The organism is Streptomyces sp. AM6-12 (assembly GCF_044327085.1).
GTDB lineage: Bacteria > Actinomycetota > Actinomycetes > Streptomycetales > Streptomycetaceae > Streptomyces.
Genome location: NZ_JBIQWN010000002.1, coordinates 33,477 through 57,388 on the forward strand (window position 1 = coordinate 33,477; position 23,912 = coordinate 57,388).

Sequence of the window (23,912 nt, forward strand, 5' to 3'; positions counted from 1 at the left end):
GGCCACCGCCGACCTCACCGGACCTCACCGCCGGAGTCCACCGGCCACCGTCGGAGTCCGCCGGAGTCCGCCGGCCCCCACCAGGCCCCGGCATCCACCGGCCCCCACCGGACCCCGCCAGGTCCCGGCATCCACCGGTCCACCGGCTCCCACCGACGTCAGTCCCTGCGCGCCCTGTCATACGTCGGCCGGAGCGGTGAGGGCTCCGCCGCCAGGCGTGCCGTGATCACCAGCGTGCCCTCCTCCACCTGGTAGTCCAGCGGCAGCCCCAGGCCCCGCATCGCCGCGACCATCCCCGTGTTGGACGCCTGCGTCACCGCGTACACGCTGTCGCAGCGGGCCTGGCGGGCCATCCCCACCAGCCGCCGCAGCAGCTCCGCGCCGACGCCCCGCCGCTGCCAGTCGTCCTCGACCAGAAGCGCCACCTCCGTCTCGTCGCCGTCCCACAGCAGATGCCCGAGACCGACGATCCGCCCACCGGCCGTCTGCGCGGCGAGCGTCCGCCCGAAGCGGGGGCTGAGCAGATGGTTGAGGTAGCGGTCGGCGTCCCCGACGGGCCCGTGGTAGCGCAGCATCAGCGTGCGGTCCGAGCACCGCTCGTGCATCGCCCTCGCCGCCGCCAGGTCACCGGTGTCGATCCGCCGTACGGCGATGTCGTCGCCCTCGGGCAGCGTCAGCACGTCCTGCCCGTCCGGGAGCCGCGGACCCAGTCGCGCGTCCAGCTCCACCAGCGCCCGCGCCCGCGCGAACTCCGTGGGGGTGAACGGGAGATACGGCCGCTCCACGGTGAGCACGCCGCCCTCCGACGCCCGCAGCCGCATGACCGTATCCTCCAACACCCCTTCCACCGGCACCGGTTCCCGGTCACCGCCCCGGCCGGGCACCGAACGGATCGTGCACCGGCCGAGCAACTGCCGCAGCGCCAGCGGAAGTTCCGCCGCGTCCAGCGCCGTACGGGTGGCCAGGCCCAGCACCCGCGTCGGAGCGTCGACCAGATCGTGGGCGTCGGCCCGCTCGATGTACGTGGAGCCGCCCCCGGCCGCCGCCACCGCCCGCGTCAGCTCGGCCGCGCCCAGCGCGCCGGGCGCCCGCAGCAGGAACTCGTCCACCGTGCCCTCGGCCAGCGGGTGCGTCTGGAGGCTCAGGATGTCCACCCGGTGTTCCGCCAGCGCCGTGCACAGCGCGGCCAGTGAGCCGGGTTCGTCCCTGACCGTCGTCCGCATCCGCCACAGCGTGCTGGGCCCGCTCGGCCCGGCGGCGCCGTCGCCCGGCCCGGCCGGCCGCGCCACGGCGGCCGGCCGGGCACCGGTATCACCAGCCGGGGACGGAGGCGGCGCATGGCCGTGCCGCCGCGCCCACCAGGTGTGGAAGCCCGCCGTCGCGGCCAGAGCGAGCGCCGAGATCATCAGCAGGGCGGGCCCGTCGGGGCCGTGCCCGATCAGGTTCGCCACCCCGTCGGCCACGGCGACGGCGGTGAATAGGGCGGCCAGTTCCACCAGGTCCCGCCGCCAGTGGTGCACGGGCCGGCCGTGCCGGGCGCGGGTCACATCAGACATGTCCGGAGTCATACAAGCACTGTGAAGGAAGCGTGTTGCCTGATCGCGAACTGTTTGTGACCGACAGGTAAAGCATGCTCCGCCCCATTTGTTCCATCTTCTACGACCACTCGTGGCCGGCTCCTGGCCGGAGTCGCCCGGAACAGGGCAAAGCCCGCGCTCAGCGCGCGAGTTGAGGGGTCGCGCGCCGGGGGATGACGCCGGCGCGCGACATGGCTCGAAGCGTACGGGAACCGGCCGGGAAACCGTCGATTACTGGCCGACCCGGCGGGGCTGGAGCGTCCTGGTGAACAGCACCGTACCGTCGTACTCCCGCAGCCGTACCGTCAGCTCGCCGCTCGCGCCGTCGATGTCGACCTCGCCGAAGAACTGGTAGCCCTCGGCGGGCGAGACGTTGGAGGCGGCCGGAGCCTTGACGAACACCCGGTCCGGGCCGAAGGGGGCCGCGCGGCGCGCACACGAACCGGAGGTGAACAACCGTACATGCCGGTACGGGACTTGGGCGCGGCGCGGCGCTCGGTGCCCGCGACGGTGAAGCGTCGTCCGCCGATCGGGTGAACCGGGCGGGAACGGACGGAACGGGGCGGCGTCCGCGCGATAGCTGTGGGGCGAGCCCGCGTCCGGAGCGGGAGTGTCAACGGTGAAGGATGATCGTGCGAGCAAAGGCAGTTCTGGTTTCCCTGGCCGCGGCGGCCTGTTCGGTGCTGGGCCTCGCGGGGTCCGCGCAGGCCGCGTCGGGAGACGTCGTCGTCTTCTCCACCGAGGTCCAGCCCCTGGACGTCTATCACGACCCGGTGGGCTGCCACCGGCTGCCCGCGCTCGCCCACGTCCTGTCGAACCTCTCGGATGAGCCGGTGCGGATCTACGGCAACCCCTTCTGCCTCGGCCCCTCACTGGCCGTGCAGCCCGGCTACGGAACGCATGTACCGGGCGGCGCGGGGTCGTTCTCCGCCTAAACCCCCTCCGGCACCCCGCCCCCGCTGCCGTCCAGGATCACCCGTGCCACCAGTGCCGGATCGTCGCTCATCGGGCAGTGCCCGCAGCCGGGGAGGCGGATCAGGCGGGCGTGCGGGATGGTCTGCTTGGCGCGGACGCCCTGGCGGCGCAGGAGGAGGCGGTCCCGGCTGCCCCAGGCGACCGTGACCGGCAGGCCCGGCAGCGGGTCGGTGAAGCGGACGGTGTTGCCGGACCGCAGGGTCGCCGTGAAGCCCGTGGCCTCCACCAGCGCACGGGTCTCGGCGACCACGGCCGCGGGGTCGCGGCGGGCGGGGCGGGCGTAGATCGTGCTCGTCAGCGCCGTGCGGCCCGCCGCGCTGCGGCTGAGCCGTTCCACCAGGGGCGCCGGCAGCCGCTGGGCGACGCCCCGCATCGCGAGCAGCGTCGCGAAGGCGTACCGCCGCTCCGCCTCCGTCCAGAACCCGGCGGGGGAGAAGGCCGTGACGGACCGTACGAGCTTCTCGCGGCCCAGCTCCAGCGCGAGCAGGCCGCCCAGCGAGTTGCCCGCGATGTGCGGGCGGTCCAGGTCCAGCGTCTCGAACAGGGCGCCCAGCACGGCGTTGGTCGTGGGCAGGTCGTAGGCGAGGGCGGGCGGCAGTGCCGGGGACGCGCCGAAGCCCGGCAGGTCGACCGCGATCACCTCGCGCTCGGTGGCGAGGATGTCCACCACCGGGTCCCAGGCCTGCCGGTGGTGCCCGATGCCGTGCAGCAGCACCAGCGGCTCGCCGCGCCCCACTCGCGCGTAGGACACGGCCACCTCTTCGGGGCCGCGCGGGGTCGATACGGTGAAGGAGGCGGTGGCGGACATGGGTGCTCCTCGGCTCGACTGCTGACAGACGCCGTAGACAGCTTGTCAGCAATTACTACCGACGGGTAGCCCCAGGGGTGCCGTCAGAACCGAACCGGCGTCAACCCGCCCGCCGCACCTCGATGTTGACGTCCGCGTGCCCGAACACCCGCGACATCCGCAGCCACAGCGGCAGATACATCTCCGTGGCCCGTGCCGCCGTGATACCCCCCAGATCCAGCACCCGCCCGGCCGGCCACCCGAAGTCGCCCAGCCACGCCGTCACCCGCTCCTTCGCCTCCGCGTCCTCCCCGCACACGAACAGATGGTGCTCGCCCGGCACCCGCGCCGGATCGACCATCACCGTGACGTTGACGGTGTTCAGCGTCTTGACCACCCGCGCTCCGGGAAACGCCCGCTGGATCCGCTCGCCCATGCTGTCCGACTCCACCGGGTCGAGCCGCGGCAGCCCGTCCTCGAAGGACAGCGGGTTGCACACGTCCACCAGGATCTTGCCGTCCAGGTGCGCGGCGCCCGCCGCCCGCAGCGCGTCCAGCGCCACCCGCCCGCTCACCGCGTTGATCACCGCCTCGCCCGCCTCCGCGGCCTGCGCGAACGTCCCCGCATGCGCCCGCCCGGCCGCCGCCGTCGCCCACTCCCGCGCCACCGGATTGTCCGCGGTGCGCGAGCCCAGCGTCACCTCGTGCCCCAGCTCCACCAGCCGCCCCGCCAGCGTCCGGCCCACCTCGCCCGTGCCCAGCACCCCGTACCGCATCGCACACCTCCGGCTCCCGGCCACCGGCGCCCGGCGGTCCGCGCGGTCATTGTGGTCCGGCACGCCCACGCACGGCCTGATTCCGAGTGGACAGCGCGGGGGCGTGTCGGATGGGATGAGGGCATGACCGCCGACCCCGCGACCGACGTCTTCGAGGAGCACCGGAGCCTGCTCACCGGCGTCGCCTACCGCATGCTCGGCCGGGTCGCCGACGCCGAGGACGTGGTCCAGGACGCCTGGCTGCGCTGGTCCCGCGCCGACCGCGGGGAGGTCCGCGAACCCCGCGCCTACCTGGTGCGGATCACCACCCGGCTGGCCATCGACCGGCTGCGCCAGGTGCAGTCGCGCGCCGAGTCGTACGTCGGACCCTGGCTGCCCGAGCCGTACGTCACCGAGTACGGCGACACCGCACCCGACGCCGCGGACCGGGCCGTCCTCGCCGACACCGTCTCGATGGCCGTACTGGTCGTCCTGGAATCGCTCTCGCCCCTGGAACGCGCCGTGTTCGTGCTGCGGGAGGCGTTCGGCTTCCCGTTCGCCGAGATCGCCGCCCTGCTCGACCGCGGCGAACCGGCGGTACGGCAACTCGCCGCACGGGCCCGCCGGCATGTGCAGGAACGGCGTCCGCGCTACGACGTCGATCCCGGCCGGCGCCGCGAGTTGACGGAGCGTTTCCTGCACGCCGCGTCCGGGGGAGACCTGGACGGGCTGATGTCGGTGCTCGCCCCGGACGTGCGGCTGGTCTCCGACGGTGGGGGCAAGGTCAGGGCGGCCCTGCGGATCCTGCACAGCGCGGACAAGGTGGCCCGCTTCGTGGCCGCCGTCGCCCCCGCCGTGGGATCCGACCCCGCCCTGCGGCTGCTGGAGGTCAACGGTGGTCCCGCCGTCCTGGTCCTGTCCGGCGGCAAACCCGACAGCCTCTTCCAACTGGACGTCACGGAGGGCCGCGTGACCTCGGTCTACATCCAGCGCAACCCCGACAAGCTGCGCCACCTGGCCGACCACTGAACCGCATGCGGACCCGAGCCCCCGTCCCGCGACGGGGGCTTTGCCGTGATGTCACCCGGATCACCGCGTACGAACGCCTCGTGAACGCTGCGCTGCGGCCCTCCTCGGCGTTCGTCCGGGGAACGAGGATTGGTCTTGACCAAGGGTGTCGGCCGTCCTATGGTCGGCAGAGAAGTGCAACAACCTTTAATAAACAAGGGCGCTAAAAACCGCCGCACCACGGCTCTTGCGGAGGACAGGGTGGGGACCACGCAGCTGGATTCGGTGCAGGAACCGAAGTACTGGCATCTCAGGACCGTGCTCAGCGAGGCGCTCGACTCCGAGTTCTCGGTCGGCGAGATCCTGCCCAACGAGCGCGATCTGGCCGCCCGCTTCGGCGTGGCCCGCGCCACGCTCCGCCAGGCCCTCGAACAACTGGAGCTGGAGGGCCGGTTGCAGCGCCGCCGGGGCGTCGGCACCACTGTCGCGCCGCCGCGCGTGGGCGTGGCCGTCGGCGGCGAACAGCACGCCTGGCCCGGCGTCGCCGGGGACGCCTGGCAGGCCGTCGACTGCGTCCAGGAGATCCCGCCCGCGGCCGTCGCCGCCGCGCTGGAGACCGGCGCGGACGAGCCCGTGCACACCGTGCGCCGCTCCCGGATGTCGGGCGGCCAGCTGGTCGCCACCGAACTCCTCCACATCCCGGCCGCGTCGGTGCCCGGCCTCACCGCGATCGACGCGCCCTCCGGCGCGGCCCGCGCGCGTGCGGTGCTGCGGGAGCTGCACCACCTGGACCTGGAGGGCCAGGACCGGGCCGTCGAACTGGGCTCGGCCCGCGCGGACGACGCCCGTGAGCTGGACCGGCTCCCCGGCTCGCCGGTCCTCGTCGTCACCACCCGCTTCACCGCCCTCGGCCGCACCGCCGCCCTCTCCGTGGCGACCTACCGCGCCGACACCTGCCGGCTGACCTTCGGCGACAGCGCGGGCGTGGAAATCCACCACGACCCGGCCCGGCGGGCCTCCTGATCCGTCCGGGCAGTTCCTCGCCGCGCGTGCGCCCCTGAGCTCCACCGGGCCGCACCGGTGCGGGCGGTCGGCGCCATGTCGCCGGCCGCGTGCCGCTCCTATGATTCCGGCGACCACACAACGCGAGGAGGCCGTTCCGCCGATGAGCCGAATCCCGCCCGCGGCACAGGTACCGGCGTACGAGGAGCTGCGCGTCCCCGTGCGCGGCGGTGAACTGGCCGTACTGCGCTGGCCCGCCGCCGACCCCGGCGCCCCCGTGGTGCTGGCCCTGCACGGCATCACCGCCAACGGCCTGTCCTGGGCGCGGGTCGCCCACCACCTCGCCGGCCGCGTCACCCTGCTCGCCCCGGACCTGCGCGGCCGGGCCCACAGCCGCGACCTGCCGGGCCCGTACGGCATCGCCGCGCACACAGACGACATGGCCGCCGTGGCCGCCCGGCTGGCCCCCGGCCCCGTGGTGCTCACCGGCCACTCCATGGGCGCCTTCACCGCCGCGCTGACCGCCGGGCGCCACCCCGCCCTGCCCCGCGCCCTGCTGCTCGTCGACGGCGGCGTGCCCTTCCCCGTGCCGGCCGAACCGGACCCCGACGAGCTGATCGCCGCCGTCCTCGGCCCGGCCATGGCCCGGCTGTCGATGACGTTCGAGGACCGGGCCGCCTACCGTGCGTTCTGGCAGCGGCATCCGGGCTTCGCCGCCGCCTGGTCGCCCTGGGTGGACGCCTACATCCAGCGCGATCTCGTGGGCGTCGAGCCCGAGTTGCGCTCGTCCTGCGCGATCGAGGCGGTCCGCGCCGACGGCATCGACCAGCTCGGCGGCGAGGTGGCCGAGGCGATCCACCGGCTGCCGCTGCCCGCGCGACTGCTCTGGGCGGAACGCGGCCTGATGGACGAGCCCCAGGGCCTGTACGACGACGACCGCCTCGCCGCCGCCGAGCTCGACCCCGGCCGGGTCAAGGCCCGGCGCGTCCCCGGCACCAACCACTACACGATCCTCGTCGGCGACACCGGCGCCCGGATCGTCGCGGACCAGCTGCTGGCCGAGGCGGGCGTCGCGGCGCCGTAGCGGGAGCGGTAGTACGGTTCCCGTCAGCGGCGCGCCGTCACCGTGCCCTCCACCGCGAACAGCTGCTCCTCCACATGGTCCAGGGCCAGCCGCAGCGCCCCCGTGGCCACGGCCGCCTCGCCCAGCACGGACAGCGCCACGCGGGGCGGCCGCAGGCAGTAGCGGGCCAGTTCGCGGCGCAGCGGTTCCAGGACACCGTCCAGCCCGGCCGCCCAGCCGCCGATCACGACCAGCTCCGGATCGAGCGCGAGGACCAGCGCGGCCACGTCGTGCACCAGCCGCTGGATGAACCGCTCCACCGCCGCGCGCGCCCGCAGATCGCCCTCCCGCGCCAGCGCGAACACCTCGGCCACCGCCTGCTCGTCCAGCGGGTGCAACGGCTCGTCGGTGGTGGACAGCAGCGTCTCCGGGGTGGCCTCCCGGCCCAGCAGGTGCAGCGCCCCGATCTCCCCGGCCGCCCCGCCGAAGCCGCGGTGCAGCCGGCCGCCGATCAGCGCGCCCGCTCCGGGGCTCAGCCCGGCCAGCACGAACACCACGTCGTCGGTCTCGTCCGCCGCGCCCTTCCAGTGCTCGGCGACCGCCGCCGCGTTGGCGTCGTTCTCCACCAGCACCGGGCACTTGAAGGAACGGCTCAGCCGCTCGCCGAGGCCGAGGCCCGTCCACTGCGGCAACGCCGTGCTCAGCCGCACCGTGCCGTCGGCCGCCACGATGCCCGGCGTGCCCACGCCCACCGCGCGCAGCGAGCCGCGGGGAACCCCGCAGCGCCGCAGCAGCTCGGCGACCGTGCCCCGCAGCCGGTCCAGGCGCTCGTCCGCGGGTGCCGTCTCGGTGACCTCCTTGGCCTGCCGGCCCAGCACCCGCCCGTCCAGGTCGGACAGCAGCGCGGCGACCCGGTGCGGGCCGATCTCCAGGCCCAGCAGATGCCCCGCCTCGGCCCGGAACCGGAACCTCCGGGCCGGGCGCCCCTGCCTGCGCACGATCCCCTCGTCGGCGGCCCGCTCCACCACGAGCCCGGCCTCGATCAGCTGCTCCACCACGCCCTCGACCGTGGGCCGGGACAGCCCGGTGACCCGCGCGATCTCGCTGAGCGTCGCGCAGTCCGTGGCCCGCAGCGCGTGCAGCACCACCGCGGAGTTGATCCTTCGCAGCAGCGAGGGATCGCCGCCGGTCAGCTGCCCCACCGTCCGTCCTCCCAGCTCGCGGGCGTGTTGGCCGGATCGTACTCGTCCCACACCGCCCCGGCGAGCGCCGGGCTCGACGGAGCGTGGCAGCCCGCTCAGCGCGGCTCCACGAATCCCGACTCGTACGCCGCGATCACCGCCTGTGTGCGGTCACGGGCGCGGAGCTTGGCCAGTACGGCGCTCACATGCGACTTGACCGTCTCCGCGCCCACCACCAGCCGGGCGGCGATCTCCGCGTTGGACAGCCCGCGCGCCATCAGCCGCAGCACCTCCGCCTCCCGCTCGGTCAGCCGCGCCCGCCGCAGAGCGCTTTGCGCGGGCCGCCCCGCGCCGTCGCCGTACCGTTCGGCGAGCCGTCGTACCGAGCCGGGGAACAGCAGCGAATCGCCCTCGGCGACCAGCCGTACCGCGTGCACGATCTCGGCCGGCCGGGCCCGTTTCAGCAGGAACCTGTCGGCGCCCGCGCGCAGTGCCTCGTACACGTACTCGTCGTCCTCGAAGGTGGTCACCACGAGGATCTTCGGTGGGTCGGGGACCGTGCGCAGCACCGCGCGGGTGGCCTCGATGCCGTCCAGCAGCGGCATCCGCACGTCCATGGCGACGACATCGGGCCGCAGCCCGCGCACCAGCGGGACCACCGCCGCGCCGTCCGCGGCCTCGCCCACCACTTCGATGTCGGGCTGCGCCCCGAGCACGGCCCGCAGCCCCGCGCGGACCAGGGGCTCGTCGTCGACGAGGAGTACGGTGACCGGCATCCGGCCAGCCTAGATCACCCCCGACGCCCGTCAGGCCAGCGGGAGTTCGACCCGGACCAGCCACGCGTCCCGCTCCGGACCGGTGTGTGCGGTGCCGCCGAGCAGGGCGGCGCGCTCGCGGATGCCCCGCAGCCCGCTGCCGCGGCCCGGGCCGGGTATGGGTTCCGGTGGTTCCGGCAGGGCGTTACGCACCCGCAGCAGCAGCCGGTCGTCGGTGACCGCGACCCGGACCCGCACGGGCACGGCGCCCGCGTGCCGGACCACGTTCGTCAGCGATTCCTGGAGGGTGCGGTAGCCCTCGCGGGACACCGGCCCCGGGACCGCCGCGACCGGTCCCGACACCTCGGCGTCCACCGTCGCGCCCGAGGCCCGCGCCGACTCCAGCAGCCGGTCCGCCTCGGCCAGCGTGGGCCGGGAGCTCGCCGGCCGCCCGGACTCGCGCAGCACCCCCAGCACCCGCTCCAGATCGGCGAGCGCGGCCCGGCCGGTCTCCTCGATCGCGCCGAGCGCCCGGTCGGTGAACTCCGGATCGCCCGCCGCACGCGCCGCGCCCGCCTGCACCACCGCCACCGTCAACGCGTGCCCGATGGAGTCGTGCAACTCCCGTGCGATCCGGTTCCGTTCGAGCAGCAGCTCGGTGCGCTCCTCCAGCGCGGCCAGCCGCTCGGCGGCCGACGGCCCGAGCAGCCGGCGCGCGCACACCGTGACCAGCGCGCCCAGGCCGACGACCGCGCCGTACAGGACGAGCAGCGGGAGGGGTGACAGCAGGGCCCAGGCGGGCGCCGGCGACAACCGGTCCAGCAGGGGCGCCCCGGACGGCGCGTGGCCCCACGCACAGCGCGCCAGCTCGACCGTGGTGACGAGCGACCACACCGTGGCGAAGCAGGTGACCCAGCCGAGCACCCAGCGCAGCTCCAGCCAGCCCACCGTGCGCAGCCGGTCCCGCCAACTCGCCGCCGGGGCCTCGGATATGCCGGACTCCGGCGCGTCGGGCGTCAGCAGCAACCGCGCCTGCACGCCCTCGCCCCGGCGGACGGCGGGCAGCAGACCGAGCGGGACGAGCACCAGGGCGGGCACCCAGGGGCGCGCGGGGTCGATGAAGAGCCACAGACTCTCCATCAGCATCGGCACCCACAGATGCAGCAACCGTGTGTACGTCGTCCCGCGCAGCAACGGGCGCAGGAGGCGGACCATGGGCACATCGTCGCACCCGCCACTGACAACAAACCTCCCCCGCACGAGGGAGACGGTCCCCACCGGCGGGGGAGGCACCGACTCCCGTGCCCCGCCAGGCTGAGGCCATGACCAGCATCGACGTACGCGACCTCACCAAGGAGTACGGCGCACGGCGGGCCGTGGACGGCCTGAGTTTCAGCGTTCGCCCCGGCCGTGTCACCGGCTTCCTCGGCCCCAACGGCGCGGGCAAGTCCACCACCATGCGCCTCGTCCTCGGCCTCGACCGCCCCACCTCGGGCACCGCCACCATCGGCGGCCGGGAGTACGCCGCGCTGCGCGAGCCGCTGCGCCGGGTGGGCGCCCTGCTGGAGGCCGGGGCCGCGCACCGCTCGCGCACCGCACGCGACCATCTGCGGGCCCTCGCGGCGAGCAACCGCATCCCCGGCGCCCGCGTCGACGCGGTCCTCGAACAGACCGGCCTCGCCGAGGTGGCCCGGCGCCGGGTGGGCACCTACTCGCTCGGCATGCGCCAGCGGCTCGGCATCGCCGCGGCCCTGCTCGGCGACCCCGGGGTGATCCTGCTGGACGAGCCCGCCAACGGCCTCGATCCCGACGGCATCGTCTGGATCCGCACCCTGCTGCGCGGACTCGCCGCCCAAGGCCGCACCGTCCTGGTCTCCAGCCATCTGATGAACGAGACCGCCTGCTTCGCCGACCATCTGGTGATCCTCGGCCGCGGCCGCCTCCTCGCCGACACCCCGGTGCGGGAGTTCATCGACGCCCGCGTCCAGCCCGAGGTCACGGTCCGCAGCACCGACGCCGGCGCGCTCGGCGAGCTGCTCGCCCGGCACGGCCACGACGCCGTGCGGCACGCGGACGGCGCCTGGACGGTACGGCACGCCCGCGCCGAGGAACTCGGCCGTCTGCTCGCCTGGGAGGGCCTGCCCGTGCTGGAACTGACCACCCGCGAGGGCACCTTGGAGCAGGCGTACCTCGATCTGACCGCCGCCGGAGCCGAGTTCACCGCCCAGCCCCAGGAGGTCTGACCATGCCGTTCGTCCCGGTCCTGCGTGCCGAGCTGATCAAAATCCGCACCCTGCGCTCGCTCATCGGCTCGCTGGCCGCGGTCGTCCTGGTCACGGCCGCCTTCTCCGCGCTCGCCTCGGCCTCTCCCGACGAGAACGGCCCCGACCCGCTGTTCTCGGCGTTCTTCGGCATCGGCTTCGGCCAGATCGCCGCCATCGCCTTCGGTACGACGGCCGTGGCGGCGGAGTTCCGGGGCGGCGCGCTGCGGCTGACCCTGGCGGCCACCCCGGCCCGGCCGCGCTGGTTCGCCGCCAAGGCCACCGCGATCGCCCTGTCCGCGCTCGCCGCCGGACTGCTCACGGGAGCGGTGACGCTCCTGGTCGGCAAAGCCGTCCTCGGCGCCGACGGCCCTGCCTGGGCCGAGGGACTGCGCGGCGCTCTCGGCTGCGGCCTCCAGCTCACCCTGATGGCCCTGTTCGCCGCGGGCCTCACCGCCGTCCTGCGCAGCGGTGTCGCCACCCTCTCGATCCTGATCCCGTTCCTGCTGATCGTGTCCTTCGTGATCGGCGACATGTCGGCGGGCATCGCCGACTTCCTCCCCGACCGCGCGGGCCAGGTCGCCCTGCACCACACCTGGGACGGCCCGCTCGGCCCCTCGACCGGCCTCGGGGTGTGCGCCTTGTGGACGACGGCGGCTCTCCTGGCGGGCGCCTGGTCCGTCAGCCGCCGGGACGCCTGAACCGGGGGTCGCGGTGGACCGCGTCGACGTCGGCCTCCGCCGCCGCCCGCAACCGCCCGAACTCCTCCGCCATCGTCGCCGCCGTCCAATGCGCGTTCAGGCCACTGGGGTTGGGCAGGACCCATACTCGGGTGCCCCCGATGGTCCGCTCCTGCGGTCCTATCCGGGCGGTCCGGTCGGCGAAGGCGGCGCGGTAGGCGGTCACCCCGACCACCGCGAGCCAGCGCGGCGCGAGGTGCCGTACCTTCTCGGTCAGCAGCAGGCCACCCTCGGCGTACTCCTCGGCGGTCAGCTCGTCCGCCCGAGCGGTCGCGCGGGCCACGACATTGGTGATGCCGAGGCCGTACGACAGCAGCTCCCGCTGCTCGGCCGGTTTCAGCAGCCTCGGCGTGAAGCCGGACAGGTGCAGCACCGGCCAGAACCGGTTGCCGGGGCGGGCGAAGTGGTGGCCGGTGGCCGCCGTCATCAGGCCGGGATTGATACCACAGAAAAGCACCCGGAGGCCGCCCGCGACCACGTCCGGGACGAGACGGTCGCGGGCGGCCTCCAGGTCCGCCTGGGAAAGACGCGGGGTCAGAGGATCGCCCCCGGTGTGTAGCCGGCGGCCTCCGGGCGCTGCTTGACGATCTCCTCGATCCGGCCGACGACCACGGCGACCTGGTCGGCCGCGGCGCCGGTGAAGGACAGCTTGTCGGCCATCAGCGCGGCCAGCTGCTCGCGGTCCAGCGGGAGGCGCTCGTCGGCGGCGAGCTTGTCCAGCAGATCGTTGCGCTCGGCGCCCTGCTCGCGCATGGCGAGGGCGGTGGCGACGGCGTTCTCCTTGATCGCCTCGTGTGCGACCTCGCGGCCGACCCCGGCGCGCACCGCGCCCATCAGCACCTTGGTGGTGGCGAGGAACGGCAGGTAGCGGTCCAGCTCGCGGGCGATGACCGCCGGGAACGCGCCGAACTCGTCGAGCACCGTCAGGAAGGTCTCCAGCAGGCCGTCCAGCGCGAAGAACGCGTCCGGGAGCGCGACCCGGCGCACCACGGAGCAGGACACGTCACCCTCGTTCCACTGGTCGCCCGCCAGCTCGCCGGTCATCGACGCGTAGCCGCGCAGGATCACCATCAGGCCGTTGACGCGCTCGCAGGAGCGGGTGTTCATCTTGTGCGGCATCGCCGAGGAGCCGACCTGGCCGGGCTTGAAGCCCTCGGTGACCAGCTCGTTGCCGGCCATCAACCGGATCGTCCTGGCCAGCGAGGACGGCGCCGCCGCCAGCTGCACCAGCGCGGTGACGACCTCGTAGTCCAGCGAGCGCGGGTAGACCTGGCCGACCGAGGTGAACGCGTGGGAGAAGCCCAGGTGGCCGGCGATCCGCTGCTCCAGCTCGGCGAGCTTGGCCGCGTCGCCGCCCAGCAGGTCCAGCATGTCCTGCGCGGTGCCGACCGGGCCCTTGATGCCGCGCAGCGGGTAGCGGGCGAGCAGCTCCTCGATACGGCCGTAGGCCACGAGCAGCTCGTCGGCGGCGGTCGCGAAGCGCTTGCCGAGGGTGGTGGCCTGCGCGGCCACGTTGTGGGAGCGGCCGGCCATGACCAGCTCGGCGTACTCGCCGGCCAGCTTGCCGAGACGGGCGAGGACGGCCACACCGCGGTCGCGCATCAGCTCCAGGGAGAGCCGGATCTGGAGCTGCTCGACGTTCTCCGTGAGGTCACGGGAGGTCATGCCCTTGTGCACGTGCTCGTGCCCGGCGAGCGCGTTGAACTCCTCGATCCGCGCCTTCACATCGTGCCGGGTGACCTTCTCGCGCTCGGCGATCGAGGCCAGGTCGACGGTGTCGAGGACACGCTCGTAGTCGGCGAGCGCCTCGTCCGGCACCTCGATGCCGAGGTCCTTCTGGGCCCGCAGCACGGCGAGCCAGAGCTGCCGCTCCAGCTTCACCTTCTGCTCGGGCGACCAGAGCGTGGCGAGCTCGGCGGAGGCGTAGCGTCCGGCGAGGACGTTCGGGATGCGGGGCTTGGCGGGCGCTGAAGTCACGTGTCCAGAGTTTACAGTCCGTCCATACAGGGTCCGCACCGTCCAGGGACCGTAGAAAACTACAGGTCACCGGGCTCTCGTAGGGGGCATCACGTATCCGGTCCGGTCGGTCCGGGCGGTTTGTGGCTCACGGCGCGCGGGCCGGACCCTGCGAGCCGCACGCAGGAGGCAGGGTGGCTCTGGGTCCACCCCCGTGGGGGTGCTGGACCGCTGGTGGGCCGAACTGGCCGTTCATAGCGTGGTGTTCATGACGGATGACACGGACGGAACGCGAAAAAGCACCACCCGGCGGACGGCGCTGCGCGGGCTGGGACTCGCCGTGGTCGGCATGGCGCCGGCCACCGGACGCGGAACCTCGCCGGCCGCGGCGGCCCCGCGTCGCGGGCCGGTGACGTACGTGCTGGTGCACGGTACCCACAGCGCCGGCGCGTTCTGGATGCCGATCGCGCGGGAACTGGTGCTGCGCGGCCACCGCGTCGTCATGGTGGACCAGCCGCGGCACGGCGCGGAGGCCTTCGTGGCGGAGTCGTACCAGCGGCAGGACCTCACGGCGATGGCCGTCGAGCCCTCCCCGCTGAAGGGCCTCGGGCTGGACGACTACGAGGCGCGCGTCACGGGCATCGTGCGGCGGGCCGCACGGAACGGTCCGGTGGTACTGGTCGGGCACAGCCTGGGCGGCGTGTCGGTCAGCCGTGTCGGCGACGCCGTCCCGCACCTGCTTCGGCACCTCTGCTACATGGCGGCCTTCTGTCCCAGCCGCGTCCTGCCCACGGCGGACGCCTGCACGGCGGCACCCGAGAACGCGAACGCCGTCAGCCCGGTGGAACTGACGGTGGGCGACCCGGACCGGCTCGGGGTATTGCGGCTGAACTTCCGTACGGGTGTCAGCGGTGAGTTGGCCCTCCTGAAGGAGATGATCTGCGCGGACTACCCCGACGCCGGCTTCCGCCGGATACTGGCCGGCATGCAGATCGACGAGCCCGTCGCCGCCTATGCGGGCCGAGCGGTCGGCCGGGCCGGCACCTGGGGACGCGTTCCCCGCACCTACCTGCGTTTCGGCAGGGACCGCACGATCGCCACCGCGCTCCAGGACAGAATGATCGCGGAAGCCGACGCGTCCACACCCGGCAACAGCTTCCGCGTGCACGACTTCCCCGGCGCGTCACACGGGGGCCCTCTCGACCCCACCCCGGTCGCGGACGTCCTGGCCACGCTCGCAGGACAGGGAGGCCAGTAGGTCCTGTCCTGCGGATCACGTGTCCTGTGCCGGGGAGACCTAACGGAGCGCGCGCTTGTGCAGCCCCTCGTCCGTCTCAGGCGTCTCGTAGGGGAGCAGCTCCGGCCGCTTGGCCGGCAGGCCGTCGCCGGAGGAGCGGCCCGTCAGGCGTCTGCCGATCCAGGGGAGCAGGTGCTGCCGGGCGAAGCGGAGGTCCGCCGTGCGCCGGTGCAGCCAGGCCGGGGGTGCGGTGGCCGGCATCGGGACGTGCCACTCGGCGTCCTCGGGCGGGTAGCCGAGCGACTGCCAGACCGCCTCGGCCACCCGGCGGTGCCCCTCGGCCGTCAGATGCAGCCGGTCCACGTCCCACAGCCGGGGATCGCCGAGCGCGGGGGCGCCGTACAGGTCGACGACGACGGCGCTGTGCTTCGCGGCCAGCTCGTCCACGGTGGTGAACAGCTCCTCCATGCGCGGCCGGAACCGCTCCAGGACCGGTCCCTGGCGGGCGGGGCTGCGCATCAGCACCAGTCGCCGGCAGGAGGGGGCCAGCCGCTCCACCGCCTCGGTCAGCAGTCCGCGCACCCTGCCCATGTCGCACTTGGGCCGCAGGGTGTCGTTGAGCCCGCCGACCAGGGTCACCACATCGGCGTTCATGGCGGCGGCCCGGTCCACCTGCTCGTCGACGATCTGCCCGATCAGCTTGCCGCGCACGGCGAGGTTGGCGTACCGGAAGCCCGGTGTGCCCGCCGCCATCCGCGCGGCGAGCACATCCGCCCAGCCCCGGTAGGAGCCGTTAGGCAGCAGGTCCGACATGCCCTCGGTGAAGGAGTCGCCGATCGCGACCAGGCTGGAGTACGGGGGAGGCACGGGATTCGTCTGCATGGCGACAGCGATGGTATCCCGGCTCCATACCCAGCGGTCGGTCGGGGCGGCCGGCCCGCTCAGGCAGGCTGGCCGAACAGCTCCCGCAGCACGTCCTCCATGGTCACCAGCCCGGCGAGGCGCCCGTCGTCGCCGAGGACGGCCGCCACGTGATTGCGGCTGCCCCGCATCGCGGTGAGCACGTCGTCCAGCGGGGTGTCCGCCTTCACCCGCGCGATGGGCCGCATGTCGCGCAGCGCGAACGGCAGGTCTCGGGGCAGGGCGTCCAGCGCGTCCTTGACATGCAGATACCCGACGATGCGACGGCTCTCGTCGACCACCGGGAAGCGGGAGAAGCCCGACTCGGCCGACAGCCGCTCCAGCTGCTCCGGGGTGACGCCCACTCGCGCGTACACCACCCGCTCCAGGGGCACCACCACGTCCTGCACCGGTCGGCTGCCCAGCTCCAGGGCGTCGTGCAGCCGCTCCTGCGCCCGGCCGTCGATCAGGCCCGCCTCGCTCGCGTCCTTGACGATCTCGGCGAGTTCGGCGTCCGTGAAGGTGGCCGCGACCTCGTCCCTGGCCTCCACCCGCAGCAGCTTCAGCAGCCCGTTGGCGAACGCGTTCACCGTGAAGATCACCGGGCGCAGCGCGCGGGACAGCGCGACCAGCGGCGGCCCGAGCAGCAGCGCGGCGCGCACCGGCTCCGCGAGCGAGATGTTCTTGGGCACCATCTCGCCGAGCAGCATGTGCAGATAGGTCGCCAGGGTCAGCGCGATCACGAACGACACCACATGGCCCACGCCCAGCGGCACGCCCACCGCGTGGAACACCGGCTCCAGCAGATGCGCGATGGCCGGCTCGGCGACCACACCCAGGACCAGCGTGCACAGCGTGATGCCGAGCTGGGCGGCGGCCAGCAGCGCGGAGACGTGCTCCAGGCCCCACAGCACGCTCCTGGCCCGCCGGTCGCCCTCCTGCGCGAGCGGCTCGATCTGCGAGCGGCGCACCGAGATCAGCGCGAACTCACCGGCCACGAAGAAGGCGTTGACCACGAGGGTGGCCAGACCGATCAGCAGTTGTACGGCGGTCATCGCGCCCCCTCCGTGGTCCTGTTCCCGCGCTCGTCGTCCAGGGGTGCGTGCAGCAGCAGCCGGGCGGCGCGCCGGCCGGAGGCGTCCACCACGTCCAGGCGCCAGCCCGCGATCTCGACCCGGTCGCCCGCCTCGGGTATCCGGCCCAGCTCGGTGGCGACCAGTCCGGCCAGGGTCTCGTACGGCCCCTCGGGCACCCGCAGTCCGACGCGCGCGAGCTGGTCGGTGCGGGCGGCGCCGTCGGCCGAGTACAGGGCCCGGCCGCTCTCGTCCGCGCCGGCCGGGGCGAGGTCGGGCGTCTCGTGCGGGTCGTGTTCGTCGCGCACCTCGCCGACGACCTCCTCGACGATGTCCTCCAGGGTCGCCACGCCCGCCGTGCCGCCGTACTCGTCGATGACGACGGCCATGGTGCGGCGGCCGGAGAGCCGGTCGAGGAGCCGGTCGACGGTGAGGGACTCGGGCACCAGCAGCGGCTCCCGCATCAGATGTGAGATACGGCGGTGGCGGCGGTGCTCGGCGGGCACCGCGAGGAGGTCCTTGATGTGCACGGTGCCGACGACGGAGTCGAGGGTGCCGCGGAAGACCGGGAAGCGGGACAGGCCCGTCGCACGGGTCGCGTTCGCCACGTCCTCGCAGGTCGCCTGCTCCTCCAGGGCGATGACCTGGACGCGCGGGGTCATCACGTTCTCCGCGGTCAGGTCGGCCAGGTTCAGCGTCCGCACGAACAGCTCGGCGGTGTCCGCCTCCAGGGCGCCCTGCTTGGCGGAGTGCCGGGCGAGCGCGGCCAGCTCCTGCGGGCCGCGCGCGGAGGCCAGCTCCTCGGCGGGTTCGAGACCGAGCCGGCGTACGACATGGTTGGCCGTGCTGTTCAGCTGGGCGATGAAGGGCCGGAAGGCGGCGCTGAACCAGCGCTGCGGGGTGCCCACCCGTTTGGCGACGGCCAGCGGCGAGGAGATCGCCCAGTTCTTGGGCACCAGCTCGCCGACGACCATCAGGAACACCGTGGACAGCGCGGTGCCGAGCACCAGGGCCGCCGATTGCGCCGCACCGCCCGACAATCCCATGGCCCGGAACGGCCCGGCGAGCAGCTTGGCGATCGAGGGCTCGGCGAGCATGCCGACGACCAGGTTGGTGACGGTGATGCCGAGCTGGGCGCCGGACAGCTGGAACGTCAGGTTCCGGACGGCCTTCAGGGCGCCCGAGGCACCCCGCTCGCCGCGCTGCGCGGCCCGCTCCAGCTCACCGCGCTCGACCGTGGTCAGCGAGAACTCCGCGGCCACGAACGCGCCGCAGGCCACCGACAGCAGGATCGCCACCAACAGGAGCAGCACTTCGGTCATCGGGTCACCCCCGTCCCATGATCGGACAGGGGACGGCGGGACGCGCGGTGTCGCGGGCCGGGGGGCTCGTCCATGAGGGGACGCTCACTACCTTTCACAGAGGACCGAGTGCTCCCTCCATGGTAAAGGATGGGCAAAGTGTCGTCGGGGGCCTGTGGACAACCGCGGCGCTCAGCCGGTGAGCGGCTTCACCCAGCGCCGCCACTGCTCCTCGGGGCCGTACCCGGCCGAGCTCCACGCGTGCCGCGCCCGCTCATTGCGCACCAGCACCATCGCGTCGGCGCGCCGCCCGCCGAGGCGCACGAAGCGCTCCTCGGCGGCGGCCAGCAGGGCCGTGGCGACGCCCTGACGCCGTCGCTCGGGAGCCACCGCGAGCCGGTACAGATGGCAGCGCCAGCCGTCGAAGCCCGCGATCACGGTGCCGGCCAGCTCACCGCCCCGCTCGGCCAGGATCAGCGCCTGCGGGTCGCGCGCCACCAGGCGCTCCACCCCGGCGCGGTCGTCGCTGATGCTGGTGCCCTCGGCGGCCGTCCGCCAGAAGGCGAGCACGGTGTCCAGGTCATCGGGGGTGGCGGGCCGTATGCGCAACTCGTTCATACGGCCATCCTGATCACGGCCGTTACCCGGACGCCGGGGATTCCGTCATGCGGACTCGGCGCGCAGCCGCTCGATCACCGGCGCGAACGCCTCCATGTGGGCCTCCAGGACGGTGAGGTTGGTGAACCCGTACCGCTCGCGCTGCGCCCTGACCTTCGTCACGACCTCCTCCAGCGTGCCCACCAGCATGACGGGCAGCGCCAGCATGGCCTCCAGGGTCAGCTCCGGCCGCCGCTCCAGCACCGCCTTGAGCGCCGACTCGGGGTCGTCGGTGACGGCGACCTGCTGGATCAGCAGGTTCAGTTCCGCGGGCTCCGCCCGGCCGGCCGCCAACCCCTGGTAGCGCGACACCCGTTCGTCCAGCTCGTCGGCGTCGAGCGGTTCGAGCGAGCGCGTGTTCCCCGACCGGACGCCCGAGAAGGCCGCGATGTCGGCGTGCTCGGCGGTCAGCCGCAGCATCCGGTCGCCGTTGCCGCCGATCAACAGCGGTACCCGGGCCTGTTCCGGGCGCGGCCGGTACTCCGCGGAGCCGAGCAGCCGCGCCAACTCCTCGACGGTGCGCCGCAGATGGTCCACCCGCTCGCCCGGAGAGCCGAACGGCAGCCCGGCCGCCTCGTGCTCCTCCCGCACATAGCCGGTGCCCAGGCCGAGTTCGAGACGTCCGCCGGTGAGCGCGTCGGTGGTCGCGACCTCGCGGGCCAGCAACACGGGGTTGTAGAAACCCGCGTTGAGCACGAGCGTGCCGACGCCGGGCCGCTCGGTCGCCTCGGCGGCCGCGACCAGCGCCGGGAAGGGCGCCACCCAGCCGAGATGGTCGGGGACGAGGATCACGTCGTAGCCCAGTTCCTCGGCGCGACGGCACTTCGCGCGCCACTCGGCCGCGGAGGCGGGCGTGAGCAGATTGACCCCGAAGCGGAACGGACGCGGCATGAAGTCTCCCCGTTAAACGGTGAATTGACCTTGAGCAGACATACGATCACATCTCCTGGGCGGGATCACTCGTGGGCGATCGCGGCCAGCACGTTCATGCGTGACGCCCGTAGCGCGGGCAGCGCGGCGGCGACGACCCCCACCACCGCGGAGCCGACGACCACGGCCACGATCGTGCCCCAGGGGATCGCGAACGCCGTCAACCCGCGCAGCGCCAGCACCCGTTGCATGCACACGCCCCACACCAGGCCGAGGGCGAGACCGAGCACCGCGCCGAACACCGCGATCACCACCGACTCCAGCCGGATCATGCGCCGCAACTGCCGCCGCCCGAGCCCGATCGCCCGCAGCAGTCCGATCTCCCGCGTGCGCTCCACCACCGACAGGGCCAGGGTGTTGACCACCCCGAGCACCGCGATCACGATCGCCAGCGCCAGCAGCGCGTACACCAGGTACAGCAGCACCCCGATCTGGTCGTGGACCAGCCGCTTGTAGTCGCTCTGGTCACGCACCTGCACCTGCGGAAACGGCTTGAGCGCCCGTTCGAGGCGGGGCCGCAGGTCCCCCGGCGCGGTGCCGGGCGCGGCGTTCACGTACAGCGCGGAGTCCTGGCCGCCGGGCGCGTACCGCTCTAGCGTGCCGAGCCCGAAGAACACCCCGCCCTGATTGCCGAAGCCGTCGGTGGTGGACTGCTCGGTGAGCGCGCCGACCCTCAGGCCGGCCCGGCGGCCGCCCGGAAACTCCACCGGGAGCACACTGCCGAGCCGCACCCCGTGGTCCTGGGCGAAGCCCGCGTCCAGGGCGAGATGCCCCTCGGCCAGCGCGGCCGCCGAGCCGCCTCGCGCGTAGGAGAGGTGCACGACGTCGTCCAGACCCGGACCGTAGCCGACGGCGCCGGTCTCCACCCGGCGGCCGTCGGGCAGTCGTACGGCGATCCGTGTCAGCCGCTGCGCCACGACGAGCCCGGCGCCCCTGGTCGCGGCCACACGGTCGGCGATCTGCCGGGTGAACGGCGTGAAGTTGGCGCTCTGGACCGTGAAGTCCGCGCCGAGCCGCTTGTCGATCTGCTGGTCGAACGACGCCGACATGGACGCGCTCGCCACCGACATCCCGCCCACCAGGGCCAGGCCCACCATCAGCGCGGCGGCGGTGGCGCCGGTGCGGCGCGGATTGCGCAGGGCGTTGCGCTGGCTCATCCGGCCGACCGCTCCGAACAGCGCGGGGAAGCCCCCGCCCAGCACCCGGATCACCGGCCGCACCAGCAGCGGCCCGGCCACTACGGTCGCGATCAGCGTCAGCGCCACCCCGGCGCCCAGCAGCCCGGCGGCGGGACCGGTACGCGTGGCCGCCGCACACCCGGCCAGCGCCGCCGCGCCCACGGCCCCGACCGCCGCGCCGGCGATCGCGCGCGTCCGCAGCGGCTTGCCCACACCGGCGACCTCGGCGTCCGCGAGCGCCGCCATGGGGGAGACGGCCGCCGCGCGGCGGGCCGGGAGATAGGCGGCCACGAAGGTCACGCCGAGGCCGACCACGTACGCGGCGACGGGCGTGCCCCAGCCGATCACCATCTGGGCGGCGTTCAGGTTCGTCCCGAGCGTCCGCATCAGGCCGATGAGCCCGAACGCCAGCCCGATCCCGGCCGCCAGGCCGAACGTCGAGCCGACCAGACCGAGCAGCAGCGCCTCCGTCAGCACCGACCGGCGCACCTGCCGCCGGTCGGCGCCCAGCGCGCGCAGCAGCCCCAGCTCGCGGGTGCGCTGGGCGATCAGCATGGAGAAGGTGTTGACGATCAAAAACACGCCGACCAGGAGCGCGACCCCGGCGAAGCCCAGCATCACGTACTTGATCACGTCCAGGAAGCTGCCCAGGCTGGCCGCCGCCGACTTGGCCTGCTCGTTCGCCGTCTTCACGTCGTACGTTCCCGCGTGCGTGCCGAGCGCGGCGACGACCCGGTGCCGGAGCTGCTCGTCGGAGACACCCGGCGCCGCGTCCACCGAGATGCTGGTCGCCCGCGCCTCCGAGCCGAGCAGCCTGCGCCCGGCCACCGCCGGGTCCAGGTAGACCAGGGCGGTGCCCGGATTGGTCGTGGTGAAGGTGGCGATCCCGACGACCCGCACCCGGAACGTGCCGGGCTGGGCCTGCACGGTCAGCGTGTCGCCGATCCGTACGTGTCTCCTGCCCGCCGTGTCCGCGTCCAGTAGTACCTCGCCCGGACCGCGCGGGGCGTGCCCGGAGGTCAGCCGCACCGGGCTGTGCCGGGTCGGGTACCAGGAGCCGGCGAGGGTGGGCGCGCCGTTGGTCGGGCTGATGGAGCGGTCGCGGCGGTCGACCACCACGAGGTTCTGCACCTGCACATCGGCGCGCGCCGCCGCCACTCCGGCGGCCCTCGCCACCGTGTCGCGCAGCGTGGCGGGCAGCGTCTGCACCGCGCCGCTCGCCCGCGCGGACATCAGGTCGCGCTTCGGCTGCACGGTCACATCGGCGGCGGTGGAGGCGAACAGCCGGTCGAATGTGCGGGTCACGGTGTCGGAGAAGATCAGGCTGCCCGCCACGAACGCCACGGACAGCACCACGGCCAGCGCGGACAGCGCGAGCCGTCCCTTGTGCGCGAGGAAGCTCCGCAGGGTCGCCTTGAGCACCGGGTCAGCCCTCCCGCGCGGCATCCCGGCGGCGGGTCTCGCCGAGCCGATCCGCCCGCTCGCCGTCGAACCGTTTCATCCGCTCCAGGACCCGCTCCGCCGTCGGCCGGTCCAGCTCGTCCACGATCTGCCCGTCGGCGAGAAAGAGCACCAGGTCGGAGTGGGCGGCGGCGCCCGGATCGTGGGTGACCATGACGACGGTCTGCCCCAGCTCGTCCACGGCGCCCCGCAGAAAGCCCAGCACCTCCAGGCCGGCCCGCGAGTCGAGGTTTCCGGTCGGTTCGTCGGCGAAGATCAGCTCGGGCCGGGAGGCCAGCGCCCGCGCGCACGCCACCCGCTGCTGCTGACCGCCCGAGAGCTGACCGGGCCGGTGCGCGAGCCGCCCGCGCAGCCCGAGGGTGTCGATCACCTGATCGAGCCACGCCTGATCGGGTTTGCGGCCGGCGATATCCATCGGCAGGGTGATGTTCTCGGCGGCGGTCAGGGTCGGGATGAGGTTGAACGACTGGAACATGAACCCGATCCGGTCCCGCCGCAGCCGGGTCAGATCCCGCTCCCGCAGCCCGGTGATCTCGGTGTCGCCCAGCCACACCTGCCCGGCCGACACCGTGTCGAGCCCCGCCAGGCAGTGCATCAGGGTGGACTTGCCGGACCCCGAGGGCCCCATCACGGCGGTGAACCGGCCCCGCGCGATGTCCACGTCCACCGAGTCCAGCGCGAGAACGGCGGTCTCGCCCGCGCCGTACGCCTTGGTCAGCCCGCGGGCGCGGGCCGCGGTCCCCTCGCCCGGCGCGCGGCCGGGGGCGTGCTGTGCGGCTGCGGATGTCCCCAAGACCGCCTCCCGGTCACCGGTACGAGCTGTCGGGGCCGAGCCTAATGTGACCGGGCGTACAGGGGGAACCAACGACGGGCACGGCGGCGGGCCGGGGGGTGACGCAGCCCGGCGATGGGGGGTGAACCCGACCCCGGCCCCCACCGGACAACACCCCCGATCCGACGGCGGCCCGGCCCGACCCCGGCCCCGACCCGACCCCGGCCCCGATCAGGCATCGGCCTCAACCTGGCCCTGATCAGGCTCCGGCCCCAACCTGGCCCCGACCCGGCCCCTGGCCCGACCCGCCCCCTGCCCGCCGCCGGGGCGCGACCGTGCGCCCC

Annotated in this window: 22 protein-coding genes and 1 pseudogene; 7 read left to right on the plus strand and 16 right to left on the minus strand. The window is 73.8% G+C overall.

The window, feature by feature from the left end; genetic code table 11:
• Positions 1–158 precede the first annotated feature (158 nt).
• Positions 159–1,556, minus strand: coding sequence for a GNAT family N-acetyltransferase (locus tag ACE4Q9_RS28560; RefSeq protein WP_397987386.1), 1,398 nt, complete (start codon positions 1,554–1,556; stop codon positions 159–161).
• Between the two features lie 252 nt (positions 1,557–1,808).
• A pseudogene (locus tag ACE4Q9_RS28565) lies at positions 1,809–1,994 on the minus strand (alkaline phosphatase); the annotation flags it as partial.
• A 209-nt stretch (positions 1,995–2,203) separates the two neighbouring features.
• Between ACE4Q9_RS28565 and ACE4Q9_RS28570 the strand changes: the two are divergent.
• Positions 2,204–2,512: a hypothetical protein gene (locus ACE4Q9_RS28570; RefSeq protein WP_397987387.1), complete on the plus strand. Its 309-nt coding sequence runs from the start codon at positions 2,204–2,206 to the stop codon at positions 2,510–2,512.
• Here ACE4Q9_RS28570 and ACE4Q9_RS28575 read toward each other — a convergent pair.
• Positions 2,509–3,360: an alpha/beta fold hydrolase gene (locus ACE4Q9_RS28575; protein WP_397987388.1), complete on the minus strand. Its 852-nt coding sequence runs from the start codon at positions 3,358–3,360 to the stop codon at positions 2,509–2,511. The genes ACE4Q9_RS28570 and ACE4Q9_RS28575 overlap by 4 nt on opposite strands.
• Positions 3,361–3,460: 100 nt before the next feature.
• Positions 3,461–4,114 carry an NADPH-dependent F420 reductase gene (locus ACE4Q9_RS28580; RefSeq protein ID WP_397987389.1) on the minus strand — a complete coding sequence of 218 codons (654 nt, stop codon included), beginning with the start codon at positions 4,112–4,114 and terminating at the stop codon, positions 3,461–3,463.
• Between the two features lie 123 nt (positions 4,115–4,237).
• Here ACE4Q9_RS28580 and ACE4Q9_RS28585 point away from each other — a divergent pair, with 123 nt between their 5' ends.
• The 3 genes from ACE4Q9_RS28585 to ACE4Q9_RS28595 all read left to right on the plus strand — a co-directional run bounded on the left by ACE4Q9_RS28585 (position 4,238) and on the right by ACE4Q9_RS28595 (position 7,187).
• Positions 4,238–5,122: an RNA polymerase sigma-70 factor gene (locus ACE4Q9_RS28585; RefSeq protein WP_397987390.1), complete on the plus strand. Its 885-nt coding sequence runs from the start codon at positions 4,238–4,240 to the stop codon at positions 5,120–5,122.
• Between the two features lie 240 nt (positions 5,123–5,362).
• A complete protein-coding gene (locus ACE4Q9_RS28590) occupies positions 5,363–6,124 on the plus strand; it encodes a GntR family transcriptional regulator (RefSeq protein ID WP_397987391.1) in 762 nt (253 codons plus the stop codon).
• Between the two features lie 142 nt (positions 6,125–6,266).
• Positions 6,267–7,187 carry an alpha/beta fold hydrolase gene (locus ACE4Q9_RS28595; RefSeq protein ID WP_397987392.1) on the plus strand — a complete coding sequence of 307 codons (921 nt, stop codon included), beginning with the start codon at positions 6,267–6,269 and terminating at the stop codon, positions 7,185–7,187.
• Between the two features lie 23 nt (positions 7,188–7,210).
• On the opposite strand, the gene ACE4Q9_RS28600 is transcribed toward ACE4Q9_RS28595, so the two are convergent.
• The 3 genes from ACE4Q9_RS28600 to ACE4Q9_RS28610 all read right to left on the minus strand — a co-directional run bounded on the left by ACE4Q9_RS28600 (position 7,211) and on the right by ACE4Q9_RS28610 (position 10,317).
• Positions 7,211–8,368 (minus strand): ROK family transcriptional regulator, encoded by a 1,158-nt coding sequence (locus ACE4Q9_RS28600; protein ID WP_397987393.1) that lies wholly within the window; start codon positions 8,366–8,368, stop codon positions 7,211–7,213.
• A gap of 95 nt (positions 8,369–8,463) precedes the next feature.
• Entirely contained in the window at positions 8,464–9,123 is a 660-nt protein-coding gene (locus ACE4Q9_RS28605) for a response regulator (RefSeq protein WP_397987394.1), read from the minus strand.
• A gap of 30 nt (positions 9,124–9,153) precedes the next feature.
• Entirely contained in the window at positions 9,154–10,317 is a 1,164-nt protein-coding gene (locus ACE4Q9_RS28610; protein WP_397987395.1) for a sensor histidine kinase, read from the minus strand.
• Between the two features lie 107 nt (positions 10,318–10,424).
• On the opposite strand from ACE4Q9_RS28610, the gene ACE4Q9_RS28615 reads away from it, so the two are divergent.
• Both ACE4Q9_RS28615 and ACE4Q9_RS28620 read left to right on the plus strand, forming a co-directional pair.
• Positions 10,425–11,345, plus strand: a complete 921-nt coding sequence (locus ACE4Q9_RS28615; RefSeq protein ID WP_397987396.1) for an ABC transporter ATP-binding protein — start codon at positions 10,425–10,427, stop codon at positions 11,343–11,345.
• A 2-nt stretch (positions 11,346–11,347) separates the two neighbouring features.
• On the plus strand, positions 11,348–12,064 hold the full coding sequence (locus ACE4Q9_RS28620) for an ABC transporter permease (protein ID WP_397987397.1): 717 nt from the start codon (positions 11,348–11,350) through the stop codon (positions 12,062–12,064).
• Here the strand turns inward: ACE4Q9_RS28620 and mug are convergent.
• Both mug and purB read right to left on the minus strand, forming a co-directional pair.
• Entirely contained in the window at positions 12,045–12,641 is a 597-nt protein-coding gene (gene mug, locus ACE4Q9_RS28625) for a G/U mismatch-specific DNA glycosylase (protein WP_397988239.1), read from the minus strand. The genes ACE4Q9_RS28620 and mug overlap by 20 nt on opposite strands.
• Positions 12,638–14,080: an adenylosuccinate lyase gene (gene purB, locus ACE4Q9_RS28630; protein ID WP_397987398.1), complete on the minus strand. Its 1,443-nt coding sequence runs from the start codon at positions 14,078–14,080 to the stop codon at positions 12,638–12,640. Before purB ends, mug begins: the two co-directional genes overlap by 4 nt.
• 241 nt (positions 14,081–14,321) lie before the next feature.
• Here purB and ACE4Q9_RS28635 point away from each other — a divergent pair, with 241 nt between their 5' ends.
• Positions 14,322–15,317 (plus strand): alpha/beta hydrolase, encoded by a 996-nt coding sequence (locus ACE4Q9_RS28635; RefSeq protein ID WP_397988241.1) that lies wholly within the window; start codon positions 14,322–14,324, stop codon positions 15,315–15,317.
• Between the two features lie 39 nt (positions 15,318–15,356).
• Here ACE4Q9_RS28635 and ACE4Q9_RS28640 read toward each other — a convergent pair whose 3' ends face one another.
• From ACE4Q9_RS28640 to ACE4Q9_RS28670, 7 genes are all read right to left on the minus strand, one after another.
• Positions 15,357–16,178: an SGNH/GDSL hydrolase family protein gene (locus tag ACE4Q9_RS28640; RefSeq protein WP_397987399.1), complete on the minus strand. Its 822-nt coding sequence runs from the start codon at positions 16,176–16,178 to the stop codon at positions 15,357–15,359.
• Positions 16,179–16,237: 59 nt separating this feature from the next.
• On the minus strand, positions 16,238–17,251 hold the full coding sequence (locus tag ACE4Q9_RS28645; RefSeq protein ID WP_397987400.1) for a hemolysin family protein: 1,014 nt from the start codon (positions 17,249–17,251) through the stop codon (positions 16,238–16,240).
• On the minus strand, positions 17,248–18,591 hold the full coding sequence (locus tag ACE4Q9_RS28650; RefSeq protein WP_397987401.1) for a hemolysin family protein: 1,344 nt from the start codon (positions 18,589–18,591) through the stop codon (positions 17,248–17,250). Before ACE4Q9_RS28650 ends, ACE4Q9_RS28645 begins: the two co-directional genes overlap by 4 nt.
• 171 nt (positions 18,592–18,762) lie before the next feature.
• Positions 18,763–19,188 (minus strand): GNAT family N-acetyltransferase, encoded by a 426-nt coding sequence (locus ACE4Q9_RS28655; protein WP_397987402.1) that lies wholly within the window; start codon positions 19,186–19,188, stop codon positions 18,763–18,765.
• Positions 19,189–19,233: 45 nt separating this feature from the next.
• Positions 19,234–20,118, minus strand: coding sequence for an LLM class F420-dependent oxidoreductase (locus ACE4Q9_RS28660; RefSeq protein ID WP_397987403.1), 885 nt, complete (start codon positions 20,116–20,118; stop codon positions 19,234–19,236).
• 65 nt (positions 20,119–20,183) lie between these two features.
• A complete protein-coding gene (locus ACE4Q9_RS28665) occupies positions 20,184–22,757 on the minus strand; it encodes an ABC transporter permease (protein ID WP_397987404.1) in 2,574 nt (857 codons plus the stop codon).
• 4 nt (positions 22,758–22,761) lie between these two features.
• Positions 22,762–23,589, minus strand: coding sequence for an ABC transporter ATP-binding protein (locus ACE4Q9_RS28670; RefSeq protein WP_397987405.1), 828 nt, complete (start codon positions 23,587–23,589; stop codon positions 22,762–22,764).
• Positions 23,590–23,912 lie beyond the last annotated feature (323 nt).

Excerpts from the sequence above, each read along its gene's own strand:
- ACE4Q9_RS28560 (WP_397987386.1), bottom strand. The coding sequence starts at position 1,556 with ATGTCTGATGTGACCCGCGCCCGGCACGGCCGGCCCGTGCACCACTGG.
- ACE4Q9_RS28570 (WP_397987387.1), top strand. The coding sequence starts at position 2,204 with ATGATCGTGCGAGCAAAGGCAGTTCTGGTTTCCCTGGCCGCGGCGGCC.
- ACE4Q9_RS28575 (WP_397987388.1), bottom strand. The coding sequence starts at position 3,360 with ATGTCCGCCACCGCCTCCTTCACCGTATCGACCCCGCGCGGCCCCGAA.
- ACE4Q9_RS28580 (WP_397987389.1), bottom strand. The coding sequence starts at position 4,114 with ATGCGGTACGGGGTGCTGGGCACGGGCGAGGTGGGCCGGACGCTGGCG.
- ACE4Q9_RS28585 (WP_397987390.1), top strand. The coding sequence starts at position 4,238 with ATGACCGCCGACCCCGCGACCGACGTCTTCGAGGAGCACCGGAGCCTG.
- ACE4Q9_RS28595 (WP_397987392.1), top strand. The coding sequence starts at position 6,267 with ATGAGCCGAATCCCGCCCGCGGCACAGGTACCGGCGTACGAGGAGCTG.
- ACE4Q9_RS28605 (WP_397987394.1), bottom strand. The coding sequence starts at position 9,123 with ATGCCGGTCACCGTACTCCTCGTCGACGACGAGCCCCTGGTCCGCGCG.
- ACE4Q9_RS28610 (WP_397987395.1), bottom strand. The coding sequence starts at position 10,317 with ATGGTCCGCCTCCTGCGCCCGTTGCTGCGCGGGACGACGTACACACGG.
- ACE4Q9_RS28615 (WP_397987396.1), top strand. The coding sequence starts at position 10,425 with ATGACCAGCATCGACGTACGCGACCTCACCAAGGAGTACGGCGCACGG.
- ACE4Q9_RS28620 (WP_397987397.1), top strand. The coding sequence starts at position 11,348 with ATGCCGTTCGTCCCGGTCCTGCGTGCCGAGCTGATCAAAATCCGCACC.
- ACE4Q9_RS28640 (WP_397987399.1), bottom strand. The coding sequence starts at position 16,178 with ATGCAGACGAATCCCGTGCCTCCCCCGTACTCCAGCCTGGTCGCGATC.
- ACE4Q9_RS28645 (WP_397987400.1), bottom strand. The coding sequence starts at position 17,251 with ATGACCGCCGTACAACTGCTGATCGGTCTGGCCACCCTCGTGGTCAAC.
- ACE4Q9_RS28650 (WP_397987401.1), bottom strand. The coding sequence starts at position 18,591 with ATGACCGAAGTGCTGCTCCTGTTGGTGGCGATCCTGCTGTCGGTGGCC.
- ACE4Q9_RS28655 (WP_397987402.1), bottom strand. The coding sequence starts at position 19,188 with ATGAACGAGTTGCGCATACGGCCCGCCACCCCCGATGACCTGGACACC.
- ACE4Q9_RS28660 (WP_397987403.1), bottom strand. The coding sequence starts at position 20,118 with ATGCCGCGTCCGTTCCGCTTCGGGGTCAATCTGCTCACGCCCGCCTCC.